Source organism: Sphingomonas xinjiangensis, from assembly GCF_014199255.1.
Lineage (GTDB): Bacteria > Pseudomonadota > Alphaproteobacteria > Sphingomonadales > Sphingomonadaceae > Sphingomonas > Sphingomonas xinjiangensis.
Genome location: NZ_JACIJF010000001.1, coordinates 292,385 through 308,021, shown reverse-complemented (window position 1 = coordinate 308,021; position 15,637 = coordinate 292,385). Strand labels below are relative to the sequence as shown.

Sequence of the window (15,637 nt, the reverse complement as noted above, 5' to 3'; positions counted from 1 at the left end):
AAGGAACGGGGCCGCGAAGCGGCGCGTTTCGTGGCTCTATTCAAAGCAGGAGCAGCGTTTCGATGACCGACATTTCCGTCACTTCACCCGTTGAGCGGATCGCCCGCGTGATCGCCGCGGAAGCAATCAGCATCAACGGCGACGGACAGGACGCCAGTGCCGGTGGTGAAGTGGACGCCGCATGGCCGCAGGAAGTGAACCGCGCCATGGCGGTGCTGCGCACGCTTCGCGAGCCCACGCCGGAAATGGTCGAGGCAGGCCGCGCCGCAGGATCAGACCCGGCCGAGATCTGGAACGCAATGGTGCGTGCCGCCATCGGTCAGGAAGAGACCGTCTGACCCTCGCCTGAGTGGTCTTTCAAACGGCGAATCACCCCGGCTTTGCCGGGGTGATTGATTCTCAACGCAGGACCTTTACGTCCGCCTGAGCTTGATGACGCGAGGAAGCCCAAATCCGTAAACGGCTCCTCCCCTACGAGAGAGTGACAGTGCGTCAGAGTCCGCCGCGACTTTCCTCGACATCGTCGGGCTTGGCCATGCCGGTGTGCATCTTGGCATTCAGCGTGTCGGGGGTGATGTGGCTCATCGCCGCCTGCACCTTGTTCATGAAGCCCGAGACGACGTGCGGCTTATGCGACGTCATCGCGCCCCAGCCATCCTGCGCGACCTTTGCCGCATCGGCCTTTTCGGACTGCCCCACCGGCGTGTTGCGCTCCATGTCGGCGCGACGGAAGAATTGGGTCTCCGTGGGCCCGGGCATCAGCACGGTAACGTTGACGTCGGTATCCTTGATCTCCTCACGGATCGCGTAGGACAAGCTGTCCAGATAGGCCTTGGTGCCGTTATATACCGCCTGCCATGCGCCCGGGATCAGCCCGGCAATTGATCCGGTGATCAGCACATTGCCTTCGTTGCGCGGGACCATCTGCTGTAGCACCTTCTGGAGCAGATAGGTGGTGCCGGTGACGTTGGTGTCGATCACCCGGCGCCACTCCGCCGGGTCCTGCTCGAGAAAGCCCTGTCCCAACCCGCGGCCCGCATTGGCGACGAGCACGTCGATCGGCCGGCCCCCGCAGGCCGCGAGCAGTTGGTCGTTGCCCTCGAAAGTCGACAGATCAGCCTCAATCGCCTGGACGTCGACGCCGAAGCTGCTCAACTCGCCTGCGGCCGCGTCGATCTGCGGCTCATCAGCAACAATGATGAGGTCATAACCCTCACCGGCGGCGATCTTCGCGATCTCCTTGCCGATGCCCGTCGAGGCACCGGTGATCACTGCTAGTTTGTTTGCCATCTGGTTTTACTCCTCAGGCTTCCATGCCAGGCTTGAGCACCACCTTGGTGCAGGTATTCTGTTCGCTCTTGAACATCTTGTAGCCCTCGGGCGCCTGCTCGAGCGGCAGCCGGTGCGAGATCAGGAAGGTGGTATCCAGTTCCTTGTTGCCGATCATTTCGAGCAGCTTGGGCAGATATTTCTGCACATGAGTCTGGCCAGTCTTCATGGTCAGGCCCTTTTCCATGAAGGCGCCGAACGGGAACTTGTCGAGGAACCCTCCATAGACACCGGGGACCGACACGCGGCCACCCTTGCGGCAGGCGAGGATCGCCTGGCGCAATGCATGCGGACGATCGGTGCCCAGGAAGGTCGACGCTTTGATCTGGTCGACGATGTTGTCGCCAAAGAGGCCATGTGCTTCCAAGCCGACCGAGTCGATTACGGCATCCGGGCCTATTGAGCCCGTCATCTCCATCAGCGCGTGATAGGTGTCGGTTTCCTCAAAATTGATCGTTTCCGCGCCGAACTTGGCGGCGAGTTCGAGCCGGTGCGGGAAATGGTCGATCGCGATGACGCGGTGAGCGCCCATCTTGAACGCCGATTGCACCGCAAACAGGCCGACCGGGCCGCAGCCCCAGACCGCGACGGTATCGCCATGCTCGATCTGCGCGTTCTCCGCCGCCATCCAGCCGGTCGGCAGGATGTCCGACAGGAACAGGACGTCATCATCGGGCATGCCGTCAGGAATCACGATCGGGCCGACATCGGAGAAGGGTACGCGGACCAGTTCCGCCTGCCCACCCGGATAGCCGCCGGTCAGATGGGTATAGCCGAACAGGGCGGACATCGGCTCGCCGTAGAGCTGCTGGCCAAGATCCTGATTGTCGGCGGGATTGCCGTTGTCGCAGGCCGAGAATTGCTGCTTCGAGCAATGAAAGCAGCTGCCGCACGAGATGGTGAACGGCACCACCACGCGCTGCCCCTTTTTCAGCGTCGACTTGGGGCCGACATCGACAACTTCGCCCATAAACTCATGGCCGAGGATGTCGCCCTTTTGCAGCGTTGGGATATAGGCGTCGTAGAGGTGCAGGTCCGAACCGCAGATCGCGGTCGAGGTGATCTTGATGATCGCATCGCGCGGATTGAGGATTTCGGGATCGGGAACGGTTTCCATCCGCACGTCGTGTTTGCCGTGCCAGGTGAGTGCGCGCATCGGATATAAACTCCGCTGAGGAAATGGGATCGATCAGGAATACGGTTCGCGGTTCGGCTGGGTTGTCGTCGCGATCTCACCCGTTTCCATCAGCTGCTTGAAGCGCCGCAGGTCGCGATTGGATTGGATCTGCGGCTCCTTCTGCGTCAGCGTAGCGATCAGCTTGCCGATCGCGCCCATTGGCGGCTGATAGGCAAGGATCGCGCGGACATAGGTGCCATGTCCGGGCGGGCCGTCACGGAATTCGATGCGGCCGCTATTCTTTACGTCGCCATCCTCAGCTTTCCAGGCGATCACCTCGCCGGGCCTGTCTTCGGTGACCAGCGCGGTCCATTGATACTCGCCATTGGGGCCGCGGACGGTCCAATGCGAACGCGTCTGATCAAGCACCTCGATCGAGACGATGTTCTGCATGAACGTCGCCAGGTTCGCGAAGTCGCGCCAATAGGCGTACAGTTCTTCGCGCGGCCGCATGATCGAGACCGTATGGCCCCAGACGGTGCTTTCGCCGTTCTGAGCCTCGCTCTTCTGGAGGTCCTTGTCCTTGGACACGTAGGAGGGTGCGCCACGCACTTCGCTCATCGTTGGCTCCTCAATTCTGCTCGTGGCGTTCGGGATAATCGTCGGGCGTCGCCTTGCCCTGGTTCTTCACCGCCTGGCGCTCGTTACCCTGCAGCGCAGGATCATCGTCGGCGCCGTCCAGCGCCGAGCCACGATCACCGACTCCACCTTCGGAGATATCCTTGTGTTCAGACATGCTTCGCCTCCTCGGAAAGCGCGGGCTTCCCGATTGGTTTGTTGCTGCATTTCACTTGCGCGCCTTCGCCAGGCGCTTGGCCGATTAACCCTCGGCAAAGTCGGGCGTTCCATCGCACGCCAAGGAGGATGGGATGACGCGGGGCACGGCAGCGGCTAAAGGCGCCACCATGCAAGGCGCCGCACTGACCCTCTATAACTCGCTCACTCGCAGCCTGGAGCCTTTTGCTCCGCTCGATCCTGAAAAGGGCGTGCGTGTCTATTCATGCGGGCCGACCGTCTACAACTACGCCCACCTGGGTAATCTCCGCGCATATGTGTTCACCGACACGCTTGCTCGGACGCTGCGCTGGAAGGGCTATGCGCTCACTCATGTGATCAACATCACCGATGTTGGCCACCTGACCTCTGACGCCGATGCCGGCGACGACAAGATGGAAGCAGCTGCACGCGCCCAGGCAAAGAGCATCTGGGATATCGCCGCGCATTATACCGCGGCGTTCAAACAGAATCTGAAAGATCTGAACATCCGCGAGCCCTCGCGCTGGTCCGTCGCGACAGACCACATTGCCGAGATGATCGCCTTTGCGGAGAAGATCGCGCCCGAACATTGCTACGAGCTCGACAGCGGGCTGTATTTCGACACCAGCACCGTGCCTGATTATGGCCGCTTGGCAGGTGCGCAGGACGACGTCCGTGAGGGACGCATCGATCCCGTGGCTGGCAAGCGCCATCCCCAGGATTTCGCGATCTGGCGTAAGTCGCCTGCGGGCGAGCAGCGCCTGATGGAATGGGAATCGCCCTGGGGCATGGGCGCGCCTGGCTGGCATCTGGAATGCTCGGTGATGAGCCTGAAATATCTTGGCGCGCCGTTCGACATCCATACTGGCGGCATCGATCACCGTGAGATTCACCATCCCAATGAGATCGCGCAAAACCAAGCTTATTGCGGCTGTGGCGATAGCGGATCGCGTTTTTGGATGCACAACAACTTCCTGGTCGACCGCCAGGGGAAGATGTCCAAGTCCAAGGGCGGGTTCACTACGCTCCAGTCGCTGATCGACGCCGGCGTACACCCCCTCGCCTACCGCCTCATGTGCCTTCAGGCACATTATCGCAGCGAACTGGAGTTCAGCGGGGAAAACCTGGCCGCTGCGCTGACGCGGCTCAAGCGGCTGGCGCTTACCGTAACCGCGGTGCGCGCCAAGGCGGTTGAGCCCCCGCCCGCCACGGTGCCGCCGCAGATCGCTTCAATGCTTGCGGAGTTCGACGCGGCGATGTCGGATGACCTTAACACCGCGCGGGCACTGGTTGCGCTGGACACGCTGCTTGCGTTGAAGCGCATAGATCCGGCGGCGCAACTCGCCGCCGCATTGCGAATGGACGAGGTTCTTGGTTTAGAACTTGGCACGCTCTCGCGTGAGGCACTGCGCGTGCGGCCGGCAGCCGCGACAATCACGGCCGAGGAGATTCAGACCAAGCTAGCCGAACGGAAGCAAGCGCGGGCGGAAAAGGATTTTGCGCGGTCCGATGCCCTACGTGATGCTCTTATAGAGCGAGGCGTGGACGTGATGGACGGTGATCCGCTGGGGTGGGACTGGCGGCCTGCACTTTAGATTTACCCTCTGCGGGAAATTAGGGTTGCATCTGCTTACCCGCAATGGGTAAGTGGCGCCATGACGACACTCGCTGGTAACAAAATCCGCCGCTTTCGCGAAGAACGCTCCCTCTCTCGCGCTGCCTTCGGGGCATGGTTCGACACGCCCGGTTCAACGGTACAAGGGTGGGAGGAAGACGGGAAGCGGGCCTCTGCCGCTGTGGTCAACCAGATTGCCGCTAACGGCATCGCCCATCACCAGGATTGGTACGTCCCCATTCGCAATGTGGAGGACGCGATGGGCTGGACACCCGACAGCTGGCGGAAGGCGGAAGCACGCCAACTCCCGGTTTACCCTGATCCCGTCGCGTTGGACGCCGCCACCCGCCAGCTCGAGACCGCGCCGCCGCTGGTCTTTGCTGGGGAGGCGCGCCAGCTTACCCAGGACTTGGCCAAGGTCGCGCGAGGCGAGGCGTTCCTGCTGCAGGGTGGCGATTGCGCGGAGAGCTTCGCGGAGTTCCACCCCAACAATATCCGCGACACCTTCCGCGTGCTGCTGCAGATGGCAGTGGTTCTCACCTTCGCGTCGAAGCTGCCGACGGTGAAGCTCGGCCGCATGGCAGGCCAGTTCGCCAAGCCGCGGTCAACCGATACCGAGACAATCGATGGCGTCACCCTGCCCTCCTATCGCGGCGACAATGTCAACGACATCGCTTTCACACCACAGGCGCGCAATCCCGATCCGCAGCGGATGGTCCAGGGCTATGCCCAGTCCGCCGCCACGCTCAACTTGCTGCGTGCCTTTGCCCAAGGCGGTTATGCCAACCTTCACCAGGTGCATAAGTGGACGCATGACTTCCTGGGGCAGAGCCCCTGGACCGAGCGCTACAAGCACGTCGCGGATCGCATCGGCGAGGCGTTGGACTTTATGGCGGCGTGCGGCATCGACGCTGACAGCGTGCCGCAGCTCAAGGCGACGCAATTCTATACCAGTCACGAGGCGCTGCTGCTCCCCTACGAGCAAGCGCTGACGCGGCAGGACAGCCTGACCGGCGACTGGTACGACACCAGCGCACATTTCTTGTGGATCGGCGACCGCACCCGCTTCGAGGGTTCCGCGCACGTGGAGTTCCTGCGCGGGATCGGGAATCCAATCGGAATGAAGTGCGGCCCGAGCCTGGAGCCCGATGCGCTGCTGCGACTGCTCGACGTGCTCAACCCCGCGCGGGTGCCCGGGCGAATGACGCTGATCACCCGCTATGGTCATGACAAGATCGAGGACGGGCTGCCCAAGCTGGTACGCCCGGTAAAGCGCGAGGGGCATTCGGTGGTGTGGAGCTGCGATCCGATGCACGGCAATGTCGTGAAGGCGGCGAATGGTTATAAGACCCGGCCGTTCGACCGGATTCTTGCCGAAGTGCGCGGCTTTTTTGCCGTGCATCGTGCAGAGGGTACCTTTGCCGGCGGCATTCATGCTGAAATGACCGGGCAGAACGTCACCGAATGCACCGGCGGCGCGCTTGAGATCACCGAGCAGGGACTTGCCGACCGCTATCACACCCATTGCGATCCACGCCTGAACGCGGGGCAGAGCCTGGAACTCGCCTTTCTGCTGGCGGAGATGCTGAACGACGAAATGGCCGAGCGGCGCAAAACAGCGGCGTAGAAGTGAAATCAGCCCCGCGCGCCGATGGTAAGTCGCGCGGGGCCGAAGGCGTGTAGTCGATCATAGGCGACCCGCCGCTCAACCGAGCGGCAGGCGCCAGCGTCATCCGTTTGCGGCGCTCAGGTTCAGTCCGCCATTCACGCCGCTGGGGAAGAAGCCGCCCTTGTTGGTGGCCGTCGGCGTCAAATAGACGATGTTGAGGACCTGACCCGCGCTTCGTCCAAAGGCGAGGGCATTTGCGTCGGTGGGGACGATATTGGCCACGCCATTGACCGCCGGGCGCACGCCCTGGTCAAGGTCGGTGTTCCCATCCAGGCTATCGCGGGCGTTGGAGATCGACTCGGTTGCGTCGATCAGCGTCGGCGTTTGCACGCCTCGGCGGAACAACGCGGTCCGAACCATGGCGGCATGATACCCTTCGGCTGCCATGATGCCCGCAGCCGCTTCGAGATACAGCTTGCTCTCGAGCAATGCCGCGGAGCCCTTGTACGCCGTGACGCCGACATCTTCGAACAGGAAAGCGGCAAGCAGGAAGTTGTTCTCGTTGGCGTACGGGTCGAACGTGGCCGTCGCGCCGACCAGCCCGGCTGCGCGCGCGGCAGCGGTGAAGGCGCCTTCCGGACGCAGGTCCAGTGCAGGCTGCGCCACGGCCGCAGATCCCAGCTGGCTACGCAAAAAGGCGACATGTGCCTGCTCGTCGGCCGCGATCTCGCGCGCAAAGGCGCGGATCATCGGATCAGTAAACGTCACCTGCTTGGCGCCTGTGGCAGCCCCGCCGGTGCCCGTTCCTGTCAGCAGCGTATCAGGCAGATAGGCGCCGTTCACAGCAAAGGCGTAAAACTGCGCCTCCAGATATTCCAAGTTCAACGCGAAGTTCAGAATGTTCTGGTCCGACACCACCTGCGGGGGCGATGTGGGTGTCGGGGTGGGGGTGGGACTGGGAGTCGGCGTGATGACATCGCCGTCATCATCGTCATCATCGTCGCAACCTGCCAGCAGCGACGCACCGGCGACCGCTGCGCTTACACCGCCCGCCATCTTGATGAACTGACGCCGCTGCGCGCGGCGCTCGTCGCACGCGGCGAGCATTTCCGTGATTTCGTTGTTTTTCATGACAGCCTCCCTCAGCTCGCGGCGCTTACGCGGATGTTGCCGTTCACCCCGTTGGGGAAGAAACCGCCGCGGTCGGTGGATGTACGGGTCAAATAGGCGATGTTGAGCACCTGGCCGGTCGTTCGGCTGAACGCCAATCCGTTGGCATCCAGCGGCGCGATGTTGCTCGTCAGCGTGTCACCGGATCCGCTCGGACGAACGCCTTGATCAAGGTCAGGCGCGCCGTCGAGCGTGTCACGGGCGTTCGAGATCGCTTCACTGCGATCAAACACAGCCGGCGTCGCCATTCCTTTCATGTGGATAGAGGCGCGGAGTATCGCAGAGTGATATGCCTCTACCGCCAAAATGCCGGCCGACGCATCGATGAACGTCTTGTTTGTCAAAAGCGGCGCGGCGCCCTTGTATGCGGTAACTCCGACATCCTCGAACAGGAACGCGGCGAGCAGGAAGTTTTCTTCGTTCAGATATGGGTCGAATGACTCGCCCTCACCGATCAGCCCGGCCGAACGGGCCGCAAGCGAAAAGGCGCTGGTGGGGCTCACGCTAAGATCGATCGCGGGCTGCGCGATCGCGGCAGTCCCAAGCTGATTGCGCAGAAAGGCCACATGGGTTCGCTCATTGAGCGTGATTTCCCGTGCCATCTGCCCGAGGACCGCATCTGTGAAGGTCACCTGCCTGCCACCGGACACCGCTCCCGGCGTGCCGGTCCCTGTCCGCAATTCTGCCGGCAATTGCTCGCCCAGCACTGCGATGCTGTAGAAGTTAGACTCGAGATATTCGAGGTTCAATGCAAAGTTGAGTACGTCGGCGTCGGTCGGCGCTGCCGTCTGCGCTTCGGCGAGCTGATTGCCACCGATCAGCGACAAGCCGCCGCCAAGGGCGGTGGCCAGCCCCAGTGCACGGAAGAAATTCCGCCTTCCTGGCACCCCTTCGGCTTCGGGGCTACGGCGCAACGCCATCATATCGGGGTCGGTATCCATCGCAATTCTCCCTGCGCGTCTTCAGGCGGAACCGAGGGGAAGCGGCGGCGTTCCAGCCACTTAGGCTTGGGTACGCTACCGTACGCGGACTGGACAAAAACTGGCGGTTGGTGCGCCAGGGGGAGACCGGATGGGGGGCTTGGCGGCAGTGTCGCGGTCTGATGCGCACGCATCCGCCAACGCACTGATACGTGCTCTGCCTTTTGACAGTCGTGACACACTGCTTGCCGCTTGCGAGAGACAAACCTTTGTTTGTGGCCATCGGCTGGGGACCGAGGGCACCCCTCTGATCTTTTTCCCCGAAACCGCAATCATCAGCGTAATCAACCAGCACGGTGCCGAAGTAGGTCTCGTGGGGTTCGAGGGCATGACAGGCTGGTCGATTCTGCTCGGCAGCCTTCCTCTGGGTCTCTCCAGCGTGATCGAATGCAGCGGCAGCGTCCTCGCCCTTCCCGCGTCCGAATTGATCCGGCTCTGCCGCCATTTACCCGCGATCCGCGCAGTGGTACTGCGCTTCATCGAAGTCGTGGTAGCGCAGATGGTGGATGCGATCGGGGCGGCCGCACATCACGGCGTCTCCGCGCGGCTCGCGCGACGCCTCCTGATGCTGCACGACCGTGGCGTTGGCGACAGTTATGAAATCACGCATGCGCGGCTTGCCGAAGCTTTGGCTGTGCGGCGTGCAAGCGTTACCGACTGCCTGCATGTGCTGGAAGGCCAGCGCACCCTTCGTTGCACCCGCAACAGAATCACCGTGCTCGATCGCCCCGCTCTGGTCGCGGAAGCTGGCCTCACCTATGGTGGTGCGGAGCGGGCGTACCGCCAAATCATCGGCGCTTTCGGCAAGCCTTGAAATAGGTGAGCCTGTTTCCCTGACCGTGCCGATTTTTTCGACGGCCGCTGACGTCACACCAGATCTGGCACGTCTGAGATAATGTTACACCGTTGACACACGCCTGCAACGTGGCGGGTCCAAAGCCGCTCGGTCGGTGGCATTTCCCCAAAACTCTGCCGACACCCTCCCTGAACTGCGGGGCGGCTCACGCTGCCCCGCCCTTTTTCAGGGATATAGATCGACGACCTCGGCGCCTTCGCCTTCCTCCGCCAGCAGCAACGTTCGATGGCAATGGCCCGGCTCACGCTCGTAGCACAGCAGTGCACTCGGCTTGTCCTCGGCCAGCACGCGCATCCTAGCTGCCTCTGCCTGTGCTTCGGGCAAACCCAGCTGCGCCTCATAGACACGCGTCAGCGTGGCGACGTCGCCACGCTTGGCTGCGTCCCGTCCTTCCTTGGGGGTCCCGAGATGCCTCAGATGGGCATAATCAATCCCCGCGTCCTTCAGGCTGGCGGCAAGCACATTCTTCGAAAAGCCAGGTCGCCGCGATAGCGGCAGCGCCCGGACATCGATCACTCGCTCCACGCCGGCGCTCTTCAGCGCGGCGATGAAGTCGGCCATGGTCGTGGCCTCATAGCCGATGGTGAAGATCTTCATCATGCTTCCTCTCGCATCAACGCGTTAGCCCCGCTATCTGCCGGGCCGTGACTCACGACATTCATATCATCGGCGGCGGCCTGGCCGGCTCCGAAGCCGCATGGCAGCTTGCCCAAGCCGGGTACAAGGTCCGCCTTTCTGAAATGCGGGGCTCGGGTACCATGACCCCAGCGCACCAAAGCGACCGGCTCGCCGAGCTCGTATGTTCCAACAGCTTCCGCTCGGACGACGCTGAGCGCAACGCCGTGGGGCTTCTGCATCAAGAAATGCGTGATCTCGGCTCCCTCATCTTCACCGAGGCGGACCGCCACAAGGTTCCGGCAGGATCAGCGCTTGCGGTGGATCGAGACGGTTTCGCTGACAGCGTCACCGCCGCCCTTGAGGCCCATCCCAACATCATGGTCGTCCGGGAGCGCGTCGATAGTCTTCCAGACAAAGGTCCGACAATCGTGGCGACCGGTCCGCTGACGGCGCCAGGATTGGCCGAGAGCATCGGCACTGCGACGGGCAAAGACAGCTTGGCCTTTTTCGACGCGATCGCCCCGATCGTCCATCGCGACTCGATCGACTTGGAGACCGCCTGGTTCCAGTCTCGCTGGAACAAGGGATTGGGCAAGGACTATATCAACTGCCCCATGACCAAGGAGCAGTATGTCGTCTTTCACCAGGCGCTGCTTGACGGTGAGAAGACCGAGTTCCGCGAATGGGAGGACGTGCCTTATTTCGAAGGCTGTATGCCGATCGAAGTGATGGCGGAGCGCGGCGTGGATACGTTGCGTTTCGGCCCAATGAAGGGCGTGGGGCTCGACCAGCCGAGCACCGGACGCTGGCCCTATGCGGTCGTGCAGTTGCGGCAGGACAATGCCAGCGGGACGCTGTGGAACATGGTCGGCTTTCAGACCAAGCTGAAATACGCCGCGCAAGTCGAGCTGTTCCGTACTATCCCCGGCCTGGAGCAGGCCGAGTTCGCCAGGCTCGGCGGGCTGCACCGCAACACCTTCATCAAGTCGCCTGAGCTGCTCGACAGCACGCTGCGGCTGAAGTCGCGACCCAATATTCGCTTCGCCGGTCAGATCACAGGCTGTGAAGGCTATGTCGAGAGTTCTGCAATCGGAATGCTTGCCGGTCGGTTCGCGGTGGCAGAACTGCGGGGGACTACCCTTCCCTTGCCGCCGCGCGAGACTGCTCTCGGCGCGCTGCTGGCGCACATTACCGGCGACGCGGAGGTCGAGACCTATCAGCCGATGAACGTGAATTTCGGACTGTTTCCGCCGATCGAGGGGCGCACCAAGAAAGCCGATCGCAAGCTGATGTATACCGGACGCGCACGCGCCGCGTTTAGTGACTGGTTGCCGGCTTAGTCGTCTGACGCGCCCGCAGCCGGCTTGCAGGCGCAGGCCGGCTTCTTCGCCTTGCGCTTGGGAGCAGTGGTTACGAATTCGGTTCGCGTGAGCGTACCCGATCTGTCGCCATCCGCCGTGGCGAATTTAGTGCTGGTCTTCACCACCCACTCGTCAAAGCTGAGGCGGCCGTCGCCGTTGCCGTCCAGCTTCGCGAACGCCTTGCGCCGCGACAGCAGGTACTCGTCGCGGGTGATCGTTTCGTTGTGATCCTTGTCATAACGGTCGAACCGCTTTTCTTCGCGCGTGCGCAGCGTCGCGCTGGGCGCTTCGTCGGGGAGACGGTTTTCGCTGGCGGGATCGTCGCCGAGATTGGAGGCCTTCGGCGCTGCGGGCAGTATCGGTTTCGACGATGCAGGCGCACGAAAGAAGAATAACGCCGCCGCGCCAACCAGAAGCACTGCAACCCCACTCAAGAGATAGCGCCACATCATCGTGCCTCCCCCTTTGGCCTACCTCAGGCTAGCGGCTTACTGAGAGAACACAATGATCATCGACCGGACAGCCTGTGCCACAGCAGTCGGCCCAGGCGCCGGATCGGTCTCCGGCCCTCATCCATATCCATCAAGCTGATGTGTGCCATGGCGCCTAGCGCACGTGCGCCCGGGCTCCAACGGCGTTTGAGAGCATCCGCGAGGATCGGTCTCGCCTCCGCCCGGACCTCAGCCGCCTCTTCGGGGTTGCTCAAATTATTCGCCAGATCCGCTAGTGCCCAGCCCCGTCCGGCGAGATCCAACGGGTCATCCGTTTGCGCCCCGATCGCCGCACCTGCCGCGACGAACAGAACCCCGCGACCTTCGGCGAAGCGCTTAAGTGCGTCGGAATGCAATCGCTCTTCTTCAACCAGCACTTCCCAGCCATGCACGATCGGTACCAATGAAGCTCCGCTGACCCCGCGTGACAGTATATGCGCTTCCAGTCCTTGCAGCACGGGTTCCGCCGGCGCCGGCGCCGTATCCAGGCGAGGCAAGCTGTCGCGCCACCACGCCAGCCGAAGTTGGCCAAGTGCCGGCTCATGGGTTGTACGCATCAGCCGCGCGAGGGTGTCGTCCAACGCCAGCAAGGCAGAAAGCCCGGCACGTCCATTCGCCGGCGCATAGGCGAGGATCAGTTCGCGTAGGGGCCGTTCGGCTTCATCGATCATGGGATTTCAACGCAATATACACCCTTCGCCTGTACTGACGTGCCGCAGATGTGTCGACGGTGGGGTTCAGGTGTCCGGTACAAAGAAGGCGCAAGTACAAGGAGTCCTCTCGCGGCTTCGCCGTGATACGTCGGGCAATGTCCTGGCGATAACCGCCGCGGCGGTGCTGCCGATGGTGGGGTTCGTTGGCGTCGGCGTGGACATGAGCCGCGCCTATCTTGTCCGGACCCGGCTTCAACAGGCGTGCGATGCCGGCGTCCTCGCCGGACGCCGCAGCATGGGAGCGGGCGGATCACTCACGACCCCGGTAAAGAACGAAATCACAAATTATGTGAAGTTCAACTTTCCCGACGAAACGAACGATACGACCGCACTGACAGTTTCGCCGACGCTGACTGCCGCGACGGATACGATTAATCTTTCGCTCTCGACCAACATGAACACCGCCATCATGCGGATATTCGGCAAAAACACCGTTGCTATCGGTGTCGATTGCAGCGCCCGCGACGATTACTCCAACATCGACATTATGCTGGTACTTGACACCACCGGCTCGATGGCATGCGCGCCGAGCAAGACGGCGAGTGAATGCTCCACCTATGCGAATACCAATGGCGTCAGACAAACTAAGACGCTTACCGGTACCGGGCGCTCGACGGTATATTACACGGAAGAGTCCGGAACTGACGGCTCACGCATGCAAGCCTTAAGGGATGCGCTCAGCAAGCTGCAGAGCCAAATGGGTGAAATCGAGAAGCAGTTCAATCTTGCCGACTCCGAAACGCGCAAGCGCATCCGCTGGTCGGTCGTGCCATTTTCGATGGGAGTGAACGCCGGCCTGTCCACGGGTAAGGCTGGAACTACGCTATACGCGCGCAACCCTACGTGGTTTAATCGTGACGGCACCTATAAGCGCTGGGATAGGGATTCCCGAGGGTACACCTATTTCGCTAGTACGACGAGCAAACACAGCGATTCGTGGATAGCTAATACTTGGGATGGGTGCGTTGAAGAACGAACCACCAGCAGCGACATAACTGCGACGTCGAGCTATCAGATACCTAACAATCTTCCAGGCACTGCAAACGATCTTAAGTTTGATCAAGCGCCCAACGACGTCGACACGCGTTGGACGATGATGGACCCTAGCCTCGTGGGTAATGCGCAATATGCGTGCCCGAAGGCGATGCTGGAATGGACTCCGCTTACCACCACTCAGTTCAACAACTATTTCAAATTCGACAACGGCTTCGTTGCCAACGGCGGCACCTTCCTGGATGTCGGCATGCTTTGGGCCGCGAGAATGTTGTCGCGTACCGGTATGTGGAAGAACGATAATCCTGGCACTTATAACGGCTTCGGTGTGAAGCGGTACCTTATCCTAATGACTGACGGTGAGATGGACACGGGGCTGGGTGGCTACAGCACCTACGGGCAGGAAGAGCAGTGGCGCCGTGTCTCCAAGAATGGCGATAACAAGGACACTCTCGACGATATTCACACGCGCCGCTGGATGATGACCTGCGCCGCGATCAAGAATATGGATGTCACTATCTTCTCGATTTCCTTCTCCAAAGGGTCGGCGCTAAGCAACGACCTGAAGAACTGCGCCACTCGTCCCGCCTATGCCTATAAGGCTGACGACAGCACCGCATTGGAAAACGCGTTCCGCGACATCGGCGAGAATATCGGTTCGCTAAGGCTTTCGCAGTGACACGCCCGTTGCTCATCTGCTTCGCCCGTGACGACCGCGGCATGTCCGCGGTTGAGTTCGGCATCCTTACACCGGTTTTCCTGCTATTGCTGATGGGCTCGTTCGACATGGCTTATTCAGTCTACGTCCGATCAGTGACGTTAGGCGCGGTGGAGACCCTAACCCGTGCAATTACCGTGGAGGGAGTGGACGAGAGTGCTGCGGAGAGCCAGCTTCGCAGCAACATCCTAACCGTCTCCCCCGCCGCCGACATACAAGTACAACGGGGCAGCGTTTCCCGGTTCGGTCAGATGGGAGCCATGGAGCCGATCACCGTGGATCGCACCAGCAACGGAGCACTGGACATAGGGGACTGTTGGCTCGACATCGACGAAGACAACAACCGCAACGTCGTCACGTTGGGCAAGAACAGCATCGGCGGCGCGGACGATGTGGTTCGGTATGACGTCTCTGCCAAGTTCGACCGTTTGTTTCCGATCTGGTCGCTGTTCAATCAACCGAGCCAGACCACCGTTGCAGTGTCCACGATGGTCCGTCGTCAGCCTTTTGAAGGCCAGAAATCGCCGCCTGAAAGGTGTAAGTGATGATCTATTGCAGCGATCGGTTAACCCGCGTCGGTGCGTTGTTGGCGCACAGCCGAAGCCTCTTCACTGAAAAAACTGGCGTGACGATCGTCGAGTTCGGACTGTGCCTGCCGCTGTTCGTCAGTCTGGCCATGATGGGGGTTGAGACAGTCAACTTCGCCTACGCGCATCAAAAAATGGGCGATATCGCAACCCTGACAGCTGACAACATCTCGCGAATCCGGCTGGGCATCAGCGAGGAGGACATCACCGAAACGCTGAACGGTATCAAGCAGACTGCGGGCAATCTGAACTTTCCGGAAAATGGCCGGATCATCGTATCCAGCGTGCAGCCGGTCACGAACGCTGCCAAGGTCGTTGCAAATCAGAAGATCCGATGGCAGCGCTGCTCCGGCGCGCTCAACGTCACGTCCTCATATGGCCGGCAGGGCGACTTGCTTGGGGCCGCCGGTATGGGACCATCGGATAACAAGATCGCTGCTAGCGAAGGTAGCGAGCTAATCTTCGTAGAAGTGGTCTACACCTACCAGCCGCTGATCTCACCGCAGCTGCTGGGAAATCGCACCATCCGTAACATCGTCGCGATGAACGTGCGCGAACGTACTGCTAACGATGTATCGGCGACGGGGGCGGTGTCGTCCTGCGCAACCTAACGCAGGCGAGCGCCCCAAGCAGACAGGAGACGGGCTCCGCACGACCACGGAGC

General features: G+C 61.5%; 17 protein-coding genes. 8 read left to right on the top strand and 9 right to left on the bottom strand.

Annotation, left to right across the window (positions count from 1 at the left end):
- Nucleotides 1-62 precede the first annotated feature (62 nt).
- Nucleotides 63-338 carry a hypothetical protein gene (locus FHT02_RS01615; RefSeq protein WP_184083551.1) on the top strand — a complete coding sequence of 92 codons (276 nt, stop codon included), beginning with the start codon at nucleotides 63-65 and terminating at the stop codon, nucleotides 336-338.
- Nucleotides 339-492: 154 nt separating this feature from the next.
- Here the strand turns inward: FHT02_RS01615 and FHT02_RS01610 are convergent, their stop codons facing one another.
- Genes FHT02_RS01610 through FHT02_RS01595 form a run of 4 tightly spaced genes read right to left on the bottom strand, consistent with a single transcriptional unit; the run spans nucleotide 493 to nucleotide 3,242 of the window.
- The gene (locus FHT02_RS01610) at nucleotides 493-1,290 is read right to left on the bottom strand and encodes an SDR family NAD(P)-dependent oxidoreductase (RefSeq protein WP_184083549.1); all 798 of its coding nucleotides are present in this window, start codon (nucleotides 1,288-1,290) and stop codon (nucleotides 493-495) included.
- A 13-nt stretch (nucleotides 1,291-1,303) separates the two neighbouring features.
- A complete protein-coding gene (locus tag FHT02_RS01605; protein WP_184083547.1) occupies nucleotides 1,304-2,485 on the bottom strand; it encodes a zinc-dependent alcohol dehydrogenase in 1,182 nt (393 codons plus the stop codon).
- 33 nt (nucleotides 2,486-2,518) lie between these two features.
- Nucleotides 2,519-3,067 carry an SRPBCC family protein gene (locus FHT02_RS01600; RefSeq protein ID WP_184083545.1) on the bottom strand — a complete coding sequence of 183 codons (549 nt, stop codon included), beginning with the start codon at nucleotides 3,065-3,067 and terminating at the stop codon, nucleotides 2,519-2,521.
- 10 nt (nucleotides 3,068-3,077) lie between these two features.
- On the bottom strand, nucleotides 3,078-3,242 hold the full coding sequence (locus FHT02_RS01595) for a hypothetical protein (protein ID WP_184083543.1): 165 nt from the start codon (nucleotides 3,240-3,242) through the stop codon (nucleotides 3,078-3,080).
- A gap of 133 nt (nucleotides 3,243-3,375) precedes the next feature.
- On the opposite strand from FHT02_RS01595, the gene cysS reads away from it, so the two are divergent.
- Together cysS and FHT02_RS01585 are read left to right on the top strand one after the other, a co-directional pair.
- Nucleotides 3,376-4,857, top strand: coding sequence for a cysteine--tRNA ligase (gene cysS, locus FHT02_RS01590; RefSeq protein ID WP_246352127.1), 1,482 nt, complete (start codon nucleotides 3,376-3,378; stop codon nucleotides 4,855-4,857).
- A gap of 279 nt (nucleotides 4,858-5,136) precedes the next feature.
- Complete coding sequence (locus tag FHT02_RS01585; protein WP_184084218.1) at nucleotides 5,137-6,504, top strand: class II 3-deoxy-7-phosphoheptulonate synthase; 1,368 nt, start codon at nucleotides 5,137-5,139, stop codon at nucleotides 6,502-6,504.
- Between the two features lie 102 nt (nucleotides 6,505-6,606).
- Here the strand turns inward: FHT02_RS01585 and FHT02_RS01580 are convergent, their stop codons facing one another.
- Both FHT02_RS01580 and FHT02_RS01575 read right to left on the bottom strand, forming a co-directional pair.
- Nucleotides 6,607-7,617 (bottom strand): ferritin-like domain-containing protein, encoded by a 1,011-nt coding sequence (locus tag FHT02_RS01580; protein ID WP_184083541.1) that lies wholly within the window; start codon nucleotides 7,615-7,617, stop codon nucleotides 6,607-6,609.
- An 11-nt stretch (nucleotides 7,618-7,628) separates the two neighbouring features.
- Nucleotides 7,629-8,597, bottom strand: coding sequence for a ferritin-like domain-containing protein (locus FHT02_RS01575; protein WP_184083539.1), 969 nt, complete (start codon nucleotides 8,595-8,597; stop codon nucleotides 7,629-7,631).
- A gap of 148 nt (nucleotides 8,598-8,745) precedes the next feature.
- Between FHT02_RS01575 and FHT02_RS01570 the strand changes: the two genes are divergently transcribed.
- Nucleotides 8,746-9,450, top strand: coding sequence for a Crp/Fnr family transcriptional regulator (locus FHT02_RS01570; protein WP_343056811.1), 705 nt, complete (start codon nucleotides 8,746-8,748; stop codon nucleotides 9,448-9,450).
- A gap of 207 nt (nucleotides 9,451-9,657) precedes the next feature.
- Here FHT02_RS01570 and FHT02_RS01565 read toward each other — a convergent pair whose 3' ends face one another.
- On the bottom strand, nucleotides 9,658-10,089 hold the full coding sequence (locus FHT02_RS01565) for a DUF488 domain-containing protein (protein WP_184083535.1): 432 nt from the start codon (nucleotides 10,087-10,089) through the stop codon (nucleotides 9,658-9,660).
- Nucleotides 10,090-10,136: 47 nt separating this feature from the next.
- Here FHT02_RS01565 and trmFO point away from each other — a divergent pair, with 47 nt between their 5' ends.
- Nucleotides 10,137-11,450 (top strand): methylenetetrahydrofolate--tRNA-(uracil(54)-C(5))-methyltransferase (FADH(2)-oxidizing) TrmFO, encoded by a 1,314-nt coding sequence (gene trmFO, locus FHT02_RS01560; RefSeq protein WP_184083533.1) that lies wholly within the window; start codon nucleotides 10,137-10,139, stop codon nucleotides 11,448-11,450.
- Here the strand turns inward: trmFO and FHT02_RS01555 are convergent.
- A complete protein-coding gene (locus FHT02_RS01555) occupies nucleotides 11,447-11,920 on the bottom strand; it encodes an EF-hand domain-containing protein (protein WP_184083531.1) in 474 nt (157 codons plus the stop codon). The genes trmFO and FHT02_RS01555 overlap by 4 nt on opposite strands.
- Nucleotides 11,921-11,979: 59 nt before the next feature.
- Complete coding sequence (locus FHT02_RS01550) at nucleotides 11,980-12,633, bottom strand: isoprenoid biosynthesis enzyme family protein (protein WP_184083529.1); 654 nt, start codon at nucleotides 12,631-12,633, stop codon at nucleotides 11,980-11,982.
- Between the two features lie 70 nt (nucleotides 12,634-12,703).
- On the opposite strand from FHT02_RS01550, the gene FHT02_RS01545 reads away from it, so the two are divergent.
- From FHT02_RS01545 to FHT02_RS01535, 3 genes are read left to right on the top strand one after another with little or no spacing between them, the layout of a single operon-like run.
- Nucleotides 12,704-14,347, top strand: a complete 1,644-nt coding sequence (locus FHT02_RS01545) for a pilus assembly protein TadG-related protein (protein ID WP_184083528.1) — start codon at nucleotides 12,704-12,706, stop codon at nucleotides 14,345-14,347.
- Entirely contained in the window at nucleotides 14,344-14,931 is a 588-nt protein-coding gene (locus tag FHT02_RS01540; protein ID WP_184083526.1) for a TadE/TadG family type IV pilus assembly protein, read from the top strand. The genes FHT02_RS01545 and FHT02_RS01540 overlap by 4 nt, the downstream gene beginning before the upstream one ends.
- A complete protein-coding gene (locus FHT02_RS01535; protein ID WP_184083524.1) occupies nucleotides 14,931-15,584 on the top strand; it encodes a TadE/TadG family type IV pilus assembly protein in 654 nt (217 codons plus the stop codon). The genes FHT02_RS01540 and FHT02_RS01535 overlap by 1 nt, the downstream gene beginning before the upstream one ends.
- Nucleotides 15,585-15,637: the final 53 nt, after the last annotated feature.